This window comes from Frigoriflavimonas asaccharolytica, assembly GCF_013294015.1.
Lineage (GTDB): Bacteria > Bacteroidota > Bacteroidia > Flavobacteriales > Weeksellaceae > Frigoriflavimonas > Frigoriflavimonas asaccharolytica.
Window position 1 is genome coordinate 25403 of the sequence record NZ_JABSNO010000012.1, and the last position, 14783, is coordinate 40185.

At 32.0% G+C, this 14783-nt stretch carries 14 protein-coding genes; 2 read left to right on the forward strand and 12 right to left on the reverse strand.

The window, feature by feature from the left end; translation table 11 throughout:
- Window positions 1-275: 275 nt before the first annotated feature.
- The 12 genes from HNQ03_RS09025 to rpsF form a co-directional block, all read right to left on the reverse strand.
- A complete protein-coding gene (locus tag HNQ03_RS09025; protein WP_173779352.1) occupies window positions 276-2786 on the reverse strand; it encodes a cation-translocating P-type ATPase in 2511 nt (836 codons plus the stop codon).
- A gap of 129 nt (window positions 2787-2915) precedes the next feature.
- Window positions 2916-4064 (reverse strand): alpha/beta hydrolase, encoded by a 1149-nt coding sequence (locus HNQ03_RS09030; RefSeq protein ID WP_173779353.1) that lies wholly within the window; start codon window positions 4062-4064, stop codon window positions 2916-2918.
- Between the two features lie 124 nt (window positions 4065-4188).
- On the reverse strand, window positions 4189-4746 hold the full coding sequence (locus tag HNQ03_RS09035; protein WP_194305174.1) for a 3'-5' exonuclease: 558 nt from the start codon (window positions 4744-4746) through the stop codon (window positions 4189-4191).
- 4 nt (window positions 4747-4750) lie between these two features.
- Entirely contained in the window at window positions 4751-5518 is a 768-nt protein-coding gene (locus tag HNQ03_RS09040; RefSeq protein ID WP_173779354.1) for an alpha/beta hydrolase, read from the reverse strand.
- A 27-nt stretch (window positions 5519-5545) separates the two neighbouring features.
- Window positions 5546-6403, reverse strand: coding sequence for an alpha/beta hydrolase (locus tag HNQ03_RS09045; protein WP_173779355.1), 858 nt, complete (start codon window positions 6401-6403; stop codon window positions 5546-5548).
- Window positions 6404-6659: 256 nt separating this feature from the next.
- Window positions 6660-6896, reverse strand: a complete 237-nt coding sequence (locus HNQ03_RS09050; protein ID WP_173779356.1) for a YdcH family protein — start codon at window positions 6894-6896, stop codon at window positions 6660-6662.
- A gap of 388 nt (window positions 6897-7284) precedes the next feature.
- The gene (locus tag HNQ03_RS09055) at window positions 7285-8253 is read right to left on the reverse strand and encodes a glycosyltransferase family 2 protein (protein ID WP_173779357.1); all 969 of its coding nucleotides are present in this window, start codon (window positions 8251-8253) and stop codon (window positions 7285-7287) included.
- 4 nt (window positions 8254-8257) lie between these two features.
- A complete protein-coding gene (locus tag HNQ03_RS09060; protein ID WP_173779422.1) occupies window positions 8258-9133 on the reverse strand; it encodes a lysophospholipid acyltransferase family protein in 876 nt (291 codons plus the stop codon).
- 73 nt (window positions 9134-9206) lie between these two features.
- A complete protein-coding gene (locus HNQ03_RS09065) occupies window positions 9207-10568 on the reverse strand; it encodes an aldehyde dehydrogenase (protein ID WP_173779358.1) in 1362 nt (453 codons plus the stop codon).
- A gap of 100 nt (window positions 10569-10668) precedes the next feature.
- Window positions 10669-11217: a 50S ribosomal protein L9 gene (gene rplI, locus HNQ03_RS09070; RefSeq protein WP_173779359.1), complete on the reverse strand. Its 549-nt coding sequence runs from the start codon at window positions 11215-11217 to the stop codon at window positions 10669-10671.
- A gap of 162 nt (window positions 11218-11379) precedes the next feature.
- A complete protein-coding gene (gene rpsR / locus HNQ03_RS09075) occupies window positions 11380-11682 on the reverse strand; it encodes a 30S ribosomal protein S18 (RefSeq protein WP_173779360.1) in 303 nt (100 codons plus the stop codon).
- A gap of 24 nt (window positions 11683-11706) precedes the next feature.
- Window positions 11707-12048, reverse strand: a complete 342-nt coding sequence (gene rpsF / locus HNQ03_RS09080) for a 30S ribosomal protein S6 (protein ID WP_173779423.1) — start codon at window positions 12046-12048, stop codon at window positions 11707-11709.
- 249 nt (window positions 12049-12297) lie between these two features.
- Between rpsF and HNQ03_RS09085 the strand changes: the two genes are divergently transcribed.
- A complete protein-coding gene (locus HNQ03_RS09085) occupies window positions 12298-14166 on the forward strand; it encodes a SulP family inorganic anion transporter (protein ID WP_173779361.1) in 1869 nt (622 codons plus the stop codon).
- A gap of 22 nt (window positions 14167-14188) precedes the next feature.
- Window positions 14189-14743 carry a DUF1543 domain-containing protein gene (locus HNQ03_RS09090; protein ID WP_173779362.1) on the forward strand — a complete coding sequence of 185 codons (555 nt, stop codon included), beginning with the start codon at window positions 14189-14191 and terminating at the stop codon, window positions 14741-14743.
- Window positions 14744-14783: the final 40 nt, after the last annotated feature.

Below are 14783 nucleotides of genomic sequence, written 5' to 3' on the forward strand. Positions count from 1 at the left end.
TACACTAATTTGAGATTCAGTGATTGGTATCAATTGATTCCCTTTCGCAAAAAAAGCCCCGTCATTCGCAAAGACAGAATAATTTATCAGAAAAAATAATATTATCAGAGTATGTCTTGTCATTTGGTATCGTTTTTTAAATCTTTGTAAACATCAATGTATTAAGAAATTTCGTGTATGATAATCAAAAATGGAAGCAGCCTCACATAGGATGGGCTTTTAAAAAAATAGCAAAATATAATGAATATAATTTATTTTTATAGCTATTTATCTTTTTACAATTTGCTGATATTGCTTCTCAATCTTGTATTTATTTTCACCAATTCATACCAAATTACTGATAAAAAACCGATACCGATACAGATCAATAGGTCTAAAATATCAGGTTGCTCAAACCCAAAGAAGTCAGTGAAAACTGTAACGAAAAGCAATAGTGCCGTGGTAAAAATCGTAATGCCAATCATGAGATAAATTAAATTGTTCTTATATTTTAAAGTAGTAAATATAGAATAGTAAAATGATCGATTGACAAGGGTAAGAAAAATATTGGCAGCAATTAGGACTGTAAATACCATTGTTCTGGTATGTGCTTCTGTAAATTCTCGATGTACAGCGTATTGGTAAACCATTAAAGTTCCAACTGTAATTGTTAAACCTTGTATAATGCTTGTTGTCAGTTCTTTTCTATTGAAAAATGTGGTGGTAAATGGTCTTGGTTTTTGCAACATTATATTTTTTTCCATCGGTTCGTTTTCGAAAATGATGGAGCAAGTTGGTCCCATGATCAATTCTAAAAAAATGATGTGAACTGGCGATAGTATATTCGGGAAAACCCAGCCTAAAACCAATGGAATAAAGACGGTAAGTATTATGGGAATATGTATGGAAATAATATATTGTATGGCTTTTTTTAAGTTGGTATATATTCTTCTGCCCATTGCAACAGCATCTACCATTTTAGATAAATCGTCTTCTAAAAGAATGAGTGATGCTGCTTGTTTCGCTATTTCTGTTCCCTTTTTTCCCATTGCAATTCCAATGTGAGCGGCTTTCAAAGCGGGACCATCATTTACGCCATCTCCCGTCATTGCTACAATTTGGTTATTGGCTTTCAAGGCATTTATAATTCGCAATTTTGCTTCGGGAAACATTCTGGTGAAAATATTGGTGTGCATTACTTTCTGCTGCAAATCTGCATCCGATAATTGCATCAGTTCGTCTCCAGAAAGACTGTTTTCGTAACCTTTAAAATTAATTTGCTTTGCAATGGCAGTTGTAGTTTTGGCATTGTCTCCTGTAATTATCTTTACAGCAATACCAGCTGCGTAAAAATCTTGTAAAACGCTTGCAATATTCTTTTTCGGTGGATCGTAAAATGCTACAATTCCTTTAAATATAAACGGAAATTCTTGCTGAGTTTCGGGGAAATTATTTCCTTTAAAATTGCTTTCTGCAACGGCCAAAACTCTGTAACCTTCGCTAGTTATCGTTTTTATAGCTGTTTCTATTTGATCTTTTTCAAATTTTGATAATTGGGAAATAGCCATCAAAGCTTCTGGTGCTCCTTTGGCCGCGATTATTCTTTCACCCTTATCATTTTCAAAAATGTGCGTCATCATCGGAGGTTTTCCACCTAATGGATATTCATGGATAATTTTGAAATTAGGACGTTCATCATTTTCAAATAAATCTTCATAAGCATTGTGCAACGCAATTTCCATGGGATCAAAAGGTATAGGTTCACTTGCCCACATTGCTATTTTTATAAGATTTTTTTCATCTTCTTTTGGTTCAGCAGGAGAAATTACTTGTAGAGAAGCCATGGAAAATACTTTTGCCAAAGTCATTTTATTTTCGGTGATGGTTCCAGTTTTATCTGTGCAAATTACTGTAGCAGAACCTAAAGTTTCTACGGTTTTCATTTGCTTCACCACAATTCCCATTTTCATTAATCTCCACGCTCCAATTGCCATAAATGCTGTAAATGCCATCGGAATTTCTTCTGGCAAAATGCTCATTGCCAAAGTAAGCGCCTTCAGCAAGCTATCTATTATATCATAGGAATGGAAATAATTAATTCCCCAAACAATTACAAAAACGACAGCGCCAAAAATCACTAATTTTTTTACAAAATTATTTATTTGTAATTCTAAGGGAGTTTTTTCTTCCTTAATGCTTTCTAAGCTTTTCCCGATTTTGCCTAGCTTAGTTTCATTACCAATATGAGTAATTTCTACAATTGCTAAACCGCTTGCAACCGTAGTTCCTTTAAAAACAAGTTGATTTTCTACAGATTTATCTTTGAAAACCGCAAATGATTCGCCCGTAAGAATAGATTCATTAACCGAAAAATCATTAGAATGAATAATGTTTCCATCTGCTGAAATAGATGTGCCTTCTTCTACAATCAAGTAATCTCCAATTACTAAATCTCCACTTCTTATTTCTTCTATTTCATAATTTCTGATTACTTTACAAGTGGGTTGGGATAAATTTTTTAATTTTTCTAAAGCATTTCTACTTCTCGAATCTTGATACAAAGAAATAACGGAAACAATAATAATTGCGGATAAAAGAAAAAATCCATCACCAAGATTTCCACTCACAAAATAAATAAGTGCAGCAACTAATAATAAAATAATCATTGGCTCTTTTGCCAAGCTTTTTATTGCAGCTACTATTTCATTTTCCTTTTTATAATTCAATGAGTTTGGTCCAAATTCCTTTCGAGCTAGCAAAACTTGCTCATTGGTCAAACCCTTAAAATTGAAATTATTTATAGGCATTTAGAAATATTTTTTGTTGAAATTTATGACTGAAATCAATACACAAATATAGCTCGTTTTGAGATGATTTTCCCTACGAACATCAGCAAAAAATATAATGTTTAAATATATTTATAAAAAATAGAACCTCTATTTCCCCTTATTAGTTACAGATTGAAAAAATCTCTCCACAGAATACATAGATAATTGTCCAGCTGGTCCGTTTAGATTGTACTCAAAACCATGTGTTCCCCACGGAATTGTGAGCAGATAATTTTTTACGCCATGTTTGTCTAGTTCTTTTTTCATTGCTACACTTTGGATGTGCCAAACGTGAGCATCATTAATCCCATGAGCTAGAAATGTGGGTGTAGAATTAGCTTTTACATGAAATAATGGAGATTCTGCATTGTATCTTTCTGGTACTTCCTCTGGTGTACCGCCCAGAAAATCCCTTTGCACAAGTTTGGAATCCATAATATTGATATTATCTGGATGTTTGTAGCTCCATGGCATTGCAACGGCGCCATAGAATGCTGCAACCCCTTTCACGCCGCTTTCATTTCCTGTATACGCCATCGTGAGAATTATTTGTGCTCCTGCAGATCTGCCGAGCATTACAAAATTTGTGGTATCAATTTTTAATTTTTGAGCATTTGCTCGCAGCCATTTGAAGGCGGAATGCAAATCTTCTTGTTGCGCCGGACTTGGATGTTTCGGAGCCAATCTATAATTAATAGTAGCAACTTGATAACCAACATTTGCAAAATAATTATTTACTGCAGCTATTTCGCTGTTGTTTCCTTGTTTCCAAGATCCACCATGAACAACCACAAGACAAGGGCGAATACCGGGAAGCGCAGATGGTGTAAAATTTAGTTCCAATTTTTCACCTTTTGGTTCTGCGAAAGTATAGGTTTTGAAAGGGATGTCTTTTGCACCATTTCCAGTAAACATTTGGAAAAAACTGAAGGGCTTTGTTTGATGAAAACCCATCATATCTGTATCTTTTATCCCATAAGCTTTTTCTAATTCTTGTGGCAATGTGCTGCCTACATTGTAAGCACGAACGATTGGCGAAGAAAGGATAAAAAAAGTAATAAGACTCAAAATGATGGAGGAATATCTCATTCTTTTAGCATAGAAACTCCAGACTGTTAATGCTAAAGCAACGAGCATGAAAATCCAAGGAAATTCTGGTACTGCGATTCCTGCATACCAAGTACTTTGACTGGGAACCGGAAAAAAGTTGACGAGTGAAAGTATGAAAAGAAATAAGATGAGGATAATTCGTATCAATGGATTTGGTTTTAAAATTTATATACGAGAAAATTTATTTAATAGACTTTTTTTTACAATATAGTTTATTATAATCTATTTTCGCCTAAGATATATCCAATTCCAAATTTGCGTTTTAGCAATTTCACAAAAGTTTTATGCTTTTATTCATCAATTCTTTTACTTCATCATTTCTTGTAATCATTAAATTTTGAAAACCTAGTAAAGAAATTTTTGCACAAACTTCTGCATCTGCTCCAGCTCTGTGATGATTGAAAGAAATTTGATGTGCATTCGCAAGATTTTTTAGCCCAAAACCTTTGAAATTTTTCCAAGATTTTTTTGCAATTGCGATACTGCATAGATAATTTAGTTTTGGCTTATAAAATCCATAATGCTCCAAACAGCTCCGCAAAACTCCCGCATCAAAACTTGCATTGTGTGCTACCATCAAATTGCCAAACATTATTGGTTCTAGCTCATGCCAAACTTCATCAAACGTGGGTGCGTCTTTCACATCTTCTGGCGAAATACCATGAACATTAACATTGTGAAAATTAAAATAGGGATAAGATGGCGGTTTTATCAGCCAACTTTTGGTTTCTTTTATTTCGCCGTTTTCTACGATACAAATTCCAACTTCGCAGGCGGAATTTCTTTGTCCTGTTGCAGTTTCAAAATCTAATGCGATAAAGTCTATCATATATTTACTCTAAAATCGTTTTCATTTCCCTTTGATATAAATCAAAAGTATGCAAATCGCTATGATTTCCATTTTCTATTTCTATAAATTTTTTCTCAATTTGAGGTTGAGATTTCTCAAAATTTTCAAATAATTTTTTACCAGATTCTATGGGAACTACCACATCTTTTGTCCCATGGAAAATATACAGCGGAACTTTTATTTTTTGAATGTATTTATCAGATTCAAAAATATAAGTCATTTTTGGTTTTATCTTTTGCGTAGCATATTCTGGAATCCAACGTGCAGCCATATCTTGAAGATTGCAAAAAGTACATTCTAATATCACTTTTTTTGGCGAATTTTCTGAAGCTATTTTTGCGGCAAATGCTCCACCAAGACTTATCCCGTAAACGATAATTTGATTTTCTCGATAGATTTTTTTAAGATAATCATAACAAAATTGCGCGTCTTCAAATAAAATTTTTTCAGATTTTGGACCCGTGCTTTTTCCGTAACTTCTATAGTCCATTACCAAAATATCATACCTAAAATCTGTAAATGCAGAAGCTTCTTTTCCCCATCTTACCAAATTTCCTGCATTCCCGTGAAAATATAAAATTACGCCTTTTGAGTTTTCAACGGTGAAATGGAGCGCATTGATATTGCCATTATTTGATGTTTCAAAATTTAATTCTTTAAAGTTTTTATCAAAGAAATATTCGTAGTTGGAATCTAATTTAATGGGTAGAAAAACAACTTTTTCTTGTAAATATTGAAGGATTTTGCTCATCTCAATCGGAAAATTTCTTGTAAATAATTATTTGCGATGGCTATAGTTAAAGCTTGTAGTAGAGGAATCCATATAATTTAATCTGGGATCAAAAATTTCTTCCATTGCTTTGTGGTATTCTTCAAACTGATGAATGTCTATATGTCCGGCTCCTAAAATTACATACAATCTAGTAAGTTTCGGATTAATTTGTGAAAGTTCTATCGCTGTTTTTATTGGCACTAAGTTGTCATCTGTTCCGTGTAGAATTTTTATCGGGCAACGCACATTTTTTAAGTAATGATGTGTGGGAAAATTAAATTTCATAAAAGGTTTTGCAGGCATAAATGGCAAATAGCGGTGTATCGTTTTTTCTAATGAGAAAATGGGCGAAGTGAGAATGAGCATTTTCGGACTATTTTTAGAAGCTAATCTTGCTGCAAAACCAGTTCCTAAACTTCTGCCATATACAAAAATTTTATCTTCAGAAAATTCTGTTTTCACAAGATCATAGATGAATTGAGAATCTCTTTTCATAGCATCAGTATTCCTTTTACCAGTGCTTTTTCCAAATCCACGATAGTCCATCATTACTACATCGTATTGCAATCTGGTGAAATCTATAGCGAATTTTCCCCAACCTTTAATGCTTTTTGTATTCCCTTTCAAATAAATTACAACCCCTTTCGGTTTTTCAACTTTAAAATGTAGATAGTTAATTTGTGCATCTTTTTCGGGAAAAACTGTCTTTTCTTCTGCTACCAAATTTTCATAAGCAAATTTAAAATCTTGCGGCAATTTCTCTGCTTGAAAAAAAAATTTGTGCTGGAAGAAATATATCAAAATTCCAATCGCCAAAATAGAAATGACGATGATGCTTGCTATTAAATAATAATTGATGTGCATAAAAATGGAATGAAAAGAAATTTTAATGAAAATCTTTCCTATTTCAAAAGTACAAAATTTAATAGTGAGATAAATTATCTAAATTCATTTTAAATGGTTTTGTGAAAAATGCTCTATCCATTTTTTTTATTTCAAATGGTTCTAGGAAAATGTTATGCTACAATCTATTTTTAATTTTTTATCATTAAAATTTATATCTTTTTTCAAATGAAAAAAAAACCCTCACAATATAAAAAGATGAGGATTAGATTTTTTGCTAATTTTTAAGAAGATACACGTGAATTTCATCTTTTAATCTTACGCGTTCTACCCGCAAATTATTTAAGATGTCGTCGGTTGCAGGTTCTGCATCACTTTCTATTCTATAGATTTCGTGATCTAACTCATCATACTTCGTAAATAAAATTTTGAAGTGATTGTCTTCTAATTTCAAACTTTGAATTTTTTGTTCAAACTCTGGAAATGCTTCCGCTAAATTGTGCTTTTTGATCATATCTATTTGTTTTAATTAATTATATAAATTTAGCAAATATTTAGTTTATAAAAAAGGACAAATGTCAGTATAGGGAAAATTTAAAATTAAAAACTGAAAGGTCTCTTCGGTTTTCAAGTAAATTTTAAAGGTAATTGGAAATTTGGGAATTGCTTTAAAAATTTACAAAATTTATATCTGTATTCGAAGTGCAAAAATCTGCGGAAAAAGTTGACGATAAATGTAAAGGGCGTCTTTCCAACCTTAATAGAATCTTATGCACCGGATATTTTCCAAGTTTTAAATCATATTGAAGGAACTATAATGAGTAAATTTCCTTTCCACTGTTGCAAATATTATAAAAAGAATTTATCTAAATAGAAGAAATATTGCAACCGAGACGATGTTTCTATTTTCCCAAGAAATGCTTAAAAACCAACCATTTCTGTTGGTAATAATTTTTTATTTGATGGCTTCCACGAAGTTTCCAAGTTGCAGGTATTGCAAAATAAAAAGCAAAATGTGCTTTTATAACTGCTGTGAAATGTGCAAAACCTTCTTTTTTAGCTATAAATATAGCTGCTAATCCGTCTAAAACTAATCGAGTTGGTATCACCCAAAGTAGAGTAGAGAATGGTAGATTTTTTACGAGCATGCTAAGATTATTTCGGAAATTTAAAAATGTTTTCCTTGGATTGGTTTTGTTTAAAGTTCCACCACCAACGTGATAAATAGTCGATTTATGGCTATAATAAATTTTTCTGCCAGCATTTTTTAATCTCCAACAGAGATCTATTTCTTCTTGATGCGCAAAAAAACGTTCATCAAAACCATTTTGTTTCCAAAAATCTACAGACCTTATAAATAACGAACAACCAGATGCCCAAAATATTTCTGTTTCGTCATCATATTGACCGTTGTCTTTTTCGGTATTTTCAAAAATTCTCCCCCTACAAAATGGGTAGCCCAGATTGTCTACAAAACCACCTGCAGCTCCCGCAAACTCAAAAAACTCGCGATTTGTAAAGCTTAAAATTTTCGGTTGAACTGCTGCAATATTTTCATCTTTTTCAAATAATTCTACAATTGGTGAAATCCAGTTTGCAGTAACTTCTACATCGGAATTCAATAGACAAAAAATATCTGCAATTATGGTTTTTAAACCTTCATTGTAACCACCAGCAAAACCATAATTTTTTTTATTAATAATTACAGAGATTTCTGGAAATTCTTGTTTAAGAAAAGCTACCGAATCATCCGTAGAAGCATTGTCAATCACATAAATTTCTGCAATTTGAGAATGGATAATAACTGTTGGTAAAAATTTTTCTAACCAATTTTTACCATTGTAATTTAAAATTGCAATTGCTACTTTCAAGATATTACGAGATATATTTTTTTATCAAATGATTGTATTTCCATTTTCTATGACTCCACAAATAATTTGCAGGATTATTTTTGATGGTTTGTTCCAACATGTTATGAAATTTTCTGACCACTTCATATTCCACAAATTTTTCTCCATCTGGCAAAATTTTGTAATAATTTACTTGATAAAAGCCGCGTTTGATCTTTTTCATATCACAGTACACAAACTCTAAATTCATGCGAGTTGCCAGTTTATCATAACCTATGAATGCAGGTGTTCTTTGGTGCAAAAATTCCAAGCCAACATCTACATGGAAATGATTGGGCGTTTGATCTGCCACAAACATATAGATGGAATTGCCATCATTTTTGTTGCGAAATATATGCTTCACTACATCATTAGCTTCTATACTTTCATTACCGAAACTATTTCTGATTTTCTTTAATTTTTCTTCCCAAAAAAGATTTTGCATTTTACGATATACGGGAAAAGAATGCTTCTGTGGTACAACAGTTGCGAGTGCTGTTATCCATTCCCAATTAAAAACATGACCGCAAAGCAATATGATATTTTTTCCGTCGGCATTTGCTTCCGAAAAAATATTTTGATTGATATGCTGCACTCTTACACGTAAATTTTCTGAAGATATCGTGAAAGATTTGATAGTTTCTACGATATAATCTGATAAATTTCTAAAAAATTCTTTGCTAATTTTCTTTACTTCCTGGTCACTTTTTTCTGGAAAAGAATTTTTGATATTATTAAAAACTATTTTTTTTCTGTATCCAGCAATGTGGTAGATTAATATAAAGAGCATATCCGAAAAAAGATAAAGCACTTTCAACGGGAGTTTAGAAATAAGAAGGACAATTTTGAATAAAAATTTCATCATAGAAAATGCAAATTTACTTAAAATTTACCTTCTAAATCTAACAATCTTGTTTTTTGATATAAAATAATGATTATGCTAAAATTTTCAGCCATTTCATTTTAGCTGCTGTGTATGGTGGATATTTTAGGTCTGGTTCTCCCCAAGTTGCTTTTTTCAAAATTGCTTTTTGATGTGAAAAGGCATCAAAACCATATTTACCATGATAGCTACCAAAACCTGAATTTCCAACCCCACCAAAAGGCAGATAATCGTTTGATAGATGCATCACAACATCATTTATACAACCACCACCAAAAGAAATTTCTGATAGGAAAAGATCTTGTTCTTCTTCGTTATTGCTAAATATATAAGCGGAAAGTGGTTTTTCTTTAGATGCAATAATTTTTAAAACTTCTTCAAAATTATCAAAAGATAATATTGGCAAAATAGGTCCGAAAATCTCTTCTTTCATTACGGCATCTTCCCATTGCACATTGTGTAAAATTGTAGGTTGAATGTACAAACTTTCATAGGTTGTTTTTCCACCATAAACGATTTTGTCATGATCAATTAATTTCTCTAATCTTTCAAAATTTCTTTCATTGATAATTCTTGTATATTGAGGAGAATCTGGAGTATATTCAAATTCTTCAATGTATTTTTTTAGCAGCAAGAGAAAATCTTCTTCAACATCTTTATCACAGTAGATGTAATCTGGTGCTACACAAGTTTGCCCAGCATTTAAAAATTTACCCCAAACTATTCTTTTCGCTGCAATATCTAGATTGGCATTTTTAGTAACAATTACAGGAGATTTGCCACCTAATTCTAAAATAACAGGTGTTAAATTTTTTGCGGCCGCTTCATATACAATTTGGCCTACTTTGGTACTTCCTGTAAAGAATATTTTATCAAATTTTTCTTTTAAAATCTCTGTAGTTTCCTCTACGCCACCTGTTGCAATGTGTAAATATTCTGATGGGAAGTTGTCATTAATTATTTTTTCCATTGCTAGCATTGTGTTTTCTGCAATCTCACTTGGTTTCAAAACGCAGGTATTTCCCGCAGCGATAGCCGCGACAACAGGAGAAAGGGAAAGTTGGTAAGGATAATTCCACGCACCGATAATTAAACAACAACCCAAAGGTTCTGAATAAATTTTGCTTGTCCCAATCTGGTTCGAAAGATTTGTAGTAGTTTTTTGCGGCCTCGCTAGATCCGAAAGATTTTTGAGGTAGTATTGGATATCTTTTAAAATGAAGGAAAATTCTGTAGCGTAAGTATCGAAAGCAGATTTACCAAAATCTTTTTGGATGGCTTCATACATCATCACTTTATTTTCAAGTAGTATAGATTTTAATTTTTCCAGTTGCGCTTTTCGAAATTCTATGGATTTCGTTTCCTGAGTTGAAAAATATTTTTTTTGCTTCTTTACTATTTTTGTAATTCCCATTATATTAATTTATAAGAATGTAATTTAATGAAATTTTTTCATAAAAAAACCGTTTCAATGCAATATTGAAACGGTTTATATAAATTTTGAAACTTCGTGACTACAAAATCACTCTGTTTGCTTCGTTATCCATATCAAATATAGATTTTTCTTTGATAACTTCTTTTCTAGCTTCTAATTTTGGTTTAGTGCTTTCGTAAGGAGCATCTGCGATAATTTCAAAAGGGAAATTGTACTCAACATCTCTGTGAAGTCTAACTACTGCTTCATATTTACCTGCAGTTTTAATCGTGTTTCCAGGAATTTTGATGTATTTTCTATCAATAACGATAGCTTTTTTACTCAATTCTTCAGAAAGATTTGCATTGTTTATAGAACCAAAAAGTTTGTTTGCTGCACCTACTTTAGTTTCAATTACAAGAGTTAATTCTTTTAATTGAGCAATTTTAGCATTTGCTTCTGCTACAATTTTAGCTTCTACTTCTTTTCTACTTTCCAAAGTTTCTGCAAGCATCGCTTTGTTTTTTGGTGTTGCCAATAAAGCTAAACCTTTTGGAAGTAAGAAATTTCTTGCATATCCTGGTTTTACGTCTAAAGTATCAAACTCTAAACCTAAATTTTCTACGTCTTTTTTTAATATAATTTGCATTGTTGTTGTCCGTTTTTAATTTTTGATAAATGATAATTGATGAAAGATCGTCGATATTATATCTATAATTTTCTTTACTAACATTCTCTAAAATCGTTAGAATTAATTTTAATTATTCAGCAACTATTTTGCTATAAGCCTATTGCTTACAGCTTATAGCTTTTATTTAAGTAAATCTGCTACATAAGGCATCAAAGCCAAATGTCTTGCTCTTTTTATTGCAGAAGACACTTTTCTTTGGTATTTCAAAGATGTTCCAGTGTATCTTCTTGGTAAAATTTTACCTTGCTCGTTTACGAATTGTAAAAGGAAATCTGCATCTTTATAATCTACATGCTTAATTCCAAATTTCTTAAATCTACAGTATTTAGATTGAGATTTTGTGTTGATGTCTACTGGTGTAAGATATCTTACTTCAGATTCACCACCTGCGGCTGCTTGTTGCGCCATATCGTCTATTGCCATTGTTCTTTTGTTTTAGGGGTTAAATTAAGCTTTTGAAGATTTTTTCTTCTGTCTTCTAGTTTCTGCATATTCCAATGCATACTTGTCTAGGTTTGTAGTAAGGTAACGGATGATTCTCTCATCTCTTTTGAATGCTAATTCTAAATCAGCAACAATAGTTCCTTCACCTTCAAACTGGATAAGTGTGTAGAATCCATTCTTTTTTAATTGAATAGGATAAGCTAATTTTTTTAGTCCCCAATTTTCTTTGGCTACTATTTTGCAATCTTTTGAAGTTAAAAGATCTTCAAACTTTTTTACTGCTTCCTCTACCTGCGCATCAGATAGAACGGGAGTTAAAATGAAAACAGTTTCGTAATGATTCATCATGTTAAAAATATTAATTATTTATTTCGAGGTGCAAAATTAAGGATTTATTTTTAATACAAAAACTTTTTTGGTAAAAATTTAGTGATTCTACAATTATTTCTATTCTTTGAAATTTAAATTTTATCTTTTTGGTCATTTGCGCTAGCTTAGTTCAAGAATTTACCATCTTATTATTTTTTAGCTAATAGCATTCAAATTTAGGTTTTAACATTCGATTTGCATATTTTTGTGAGCAAGTAACATATTATGGCATTTAAAAACTTTTTCAAATTTTCATTTAAAGATTTCCGTGGAGATCTATTTGGAGGTATTACAGCAGGTATTGTTGCTTTGCCATTGGCGTTAGCTTTCGGACAGCAAACAGAAATGGGTGCTGCTGCAGGACTTTTTGGGGCAATTTTCATTGGTTTTTTTGCTTCACTTTTTGGCGGAACCAATACGCAAATAAGCGGACCAACTGCACCGATGACGGCGGTTTCGTATCTCGTAATCAGTAGAGTTTTGCAACAATTTGATGGAGAATTAGAAAGAGCTTTGCCCACAATTTTAATGGTTTTTTTCGCTGCAGGAGTTGTTCAAATTATTTTTGGAATTCTAAAGATTGGTAAATATATAAAGTATATTCCGTATCCTGTGGTTTCTGGTTTTATGAGTGGGATAGGTGTTATCATCATTATTACACAACTGTTTCCTGTGCTAGGATATGAGCCAATGAACGATGAATCTTTAATTAGACAAAATATTCCGCGAGCAAAAGAAAGGCTATTAGATAAAATTCTGGTGAATGAAGCTGGTGATGGCATCAAAGTTTTAGATGATTATAAAATAACATTATATGAAGCCAAAAAAATTTCTACAGAAGAAATCAGAAATGAAGCCAAAATAATTACAAAAAGAGATACCGGAACCGCCGAAGGAACCGTGAAATTTTTACCAAACGCCTTGCAAAATATAAATTATCTTCATTTTGCAATGGTGATGCTTACCATATTTATTATTTATGGTTTCAAAAAAGTTACCACTAAAGTTCCAAGTACGCTAGTTGCGCTTATTGTCGTCAGTTTACTCGTCTTTTTAGTCGGCTGGAATCTTACATTAATAGATAAAATTCCGCAAGGATTTCCAAAGTTTCAATTGGGGAATATGATTGCAAACGCCAATTTTGGAATATTTTCAAACCACATTACAGATATTTTTTCTCTGGCAATTCTTGGTGCTATAGATTCACTTCTTACCTCAGTAGTTGCAGATAATATGACGAAAACAAAACATGAAAGCAACCAAGAATTAATAGGACAAGGTATCGGAAATTCTATGGCTGCATTTTTTGGCGGACTTCCTGGTGCAGGCGCAACAATAAGAACTGTAGTGAACATCAATTCTGGTGGAAAAACTAGACTTTCTGGTATGACTGCCGGTATCCTTTTGCTCTTTATTCTATTAGCATTAGGTCCTGTTGCTTCTATGATTCCTAAAGCGGTTTTGGCAGGAATTTTAATTACAGTTGGTATAGGTGTGATGGATTATAAAGGTTTGAAAGCCATCAGAAAAATACCAATTGCAGATGCTTTTGTGATGATTTTAGTCTTGGTTTTAACCGTGTTTTTAGGATTAATAGAAGCAGTTGCACTGGGAATGGTGATTTCTGCACTCGTTTTCATGAAAAAAATGGGAGACAATACCGCCAAAAGCTCAATTGTGCAGACGGTTGAAGAATTTGAAGAAAAAAATGAAACCTTAACACTCACAGAAAAATTACCAAAAAATTTAATTGAAGAAGTCTATGTAAAAGAATTTGGAGGGCCTTTATTTTTTGGAGTTACAGACGAAATTAAAGAAAAGCTATCTGCCATACCAGAAACAGCAAATTGTTTGGTGCTGATTATGGAGAAAGTAAATTATATGGATCAAAGTGGTGTTTTTGCGCTAGAAGACGCCTTTATGGTTATTAAAAACAAAGGAATAGATATAGTTTTGGTGAATCTACAAAAGCAACCAAGATATTTAATGGAAAGAATTCAAATTATTCCGCAATTAATTAGTGAAGATCAAATCTTCCTAGATTATCCTTCTGCAGTGGAATGGATACAGAAAAATGTGAAAAATATCTTTTGATAAAATTTAAAAATTGATTATTTTGAAATTATTTTACGTCATCCTTGGTGCTACACCAAAAGGTAGAAATACAGAACAACACGATGTTTTTTTTGGTATCGCAGAAAATGTCTACGATCTAATAAAAGATTTCAACGAATTTTGGAAAGAAGCCAAAGGGAAAATTCATATGGATGCTTACATGGAAGTGAATTACATCGATGGTTATGAGGTGAAAGTGGTGCCAAAACTAGCTGAAAAAGCAGAAGAAAATCTATATTTTATGAATCTTGGTGGTTATAAACCAGGTGTTTTTGTAGAATTGCACGAGCAGATATTAATGGTAGGCAAATCCCTATCTGAAATTACAAGAAGAGCAAAGAAAACAGACTTTTACAAAGAAATGACCTTCAAAAATTCGGAAAGCCATATTGATGATAAATATGGAGTAGATGTAGACGATTTGGCAAAAGTAACAGATCTTTTACCAAAAAAAATGAAAGAAAAATATTCCATTATTTTGGAGAAAAACGAAAATTCTACTTTAGAAAATGAAATCAATATTGGCTACTTTAAATTGAAAAAACCTAAAATTTAGTATAATTAAATTGAACGAGCTTGGAGATAAAATACCAATT

Coding starts and splice junctions, on each gene's coding strand:
- HNQ03_RS09040 (WP_173779354.1), bottom strand. CDS start 5,518: ATGAGCAAAATCCTTCAATATTTACAAGAAAAAGTTGTTTTTCTACCC.
- HNQ03_RS09035 (WP_194305174.1), bottom strand. CDS start 4,746: ATGATAGACTTTATCGCATTAGATTTTGAAACTGCAACAGGACAAAGA.
- HNQ03_RS09025 (WP_173779352.1), bottom strand. CDS start 2,786: ATGCCTATAAATAATTTCAATTTTAAGGGTTTGACCAATGAGCAAGTT.
- HNQ03_RS09085 (WP_173779361.1), top strand. CDS start 12,298: ATGGCATTTAAAAACTTTTTCAAATTTTCATTTAAAGATTTCCGTGGA.
- rpsF (WP_173779423.1), bottom strand. CDS start 12,048: ATGAATCATTACGAAACTGTTTTCATTTTAACTCCCGTTCTATCTGAT.
- HNQ03_RS09050 (WP_173779356.1), bottom strand. CDS start 6,896: ATGATCAAAAAGCACAATTTAGCGGAAGCATTTCCAGAGTTTGAACAA.
- HNQ03_RS09065 (WP_173779358.1), bottom strand. CDS start 10,568: ATGGGAATTACAAAAATAGTAAAGAAGCAAAAAAAATATTTTTCAACT.
- rplI (WP_173779359.1), bottom strand. CDS start 11,217: ATGCAAATTATATTAAAAAAAGACGTAGAAAATTTAGGTTTAGAGTTT.
- HNQ03_RS09060 (WP_173779422.1), bottom strand. CDS start 9,133: ATGAAATTTTTATTCAAAATTGTCCTTCTTATTTCTAAACTCCCGTTG.
- rpsR (WP_173779360.1), bottom strand. CDS start 11,682: ATGGCAATAGACGATATGGCGCAACAAGCAGCCGCAGGTGGTGAATCT.
- HNQ03_RS09045 (WP_173779355.1), bottom strand. CDS start 6,403: ATGCACATCAATTATTATTTAATAGCAAGCATCATCGTCATTTCTATT.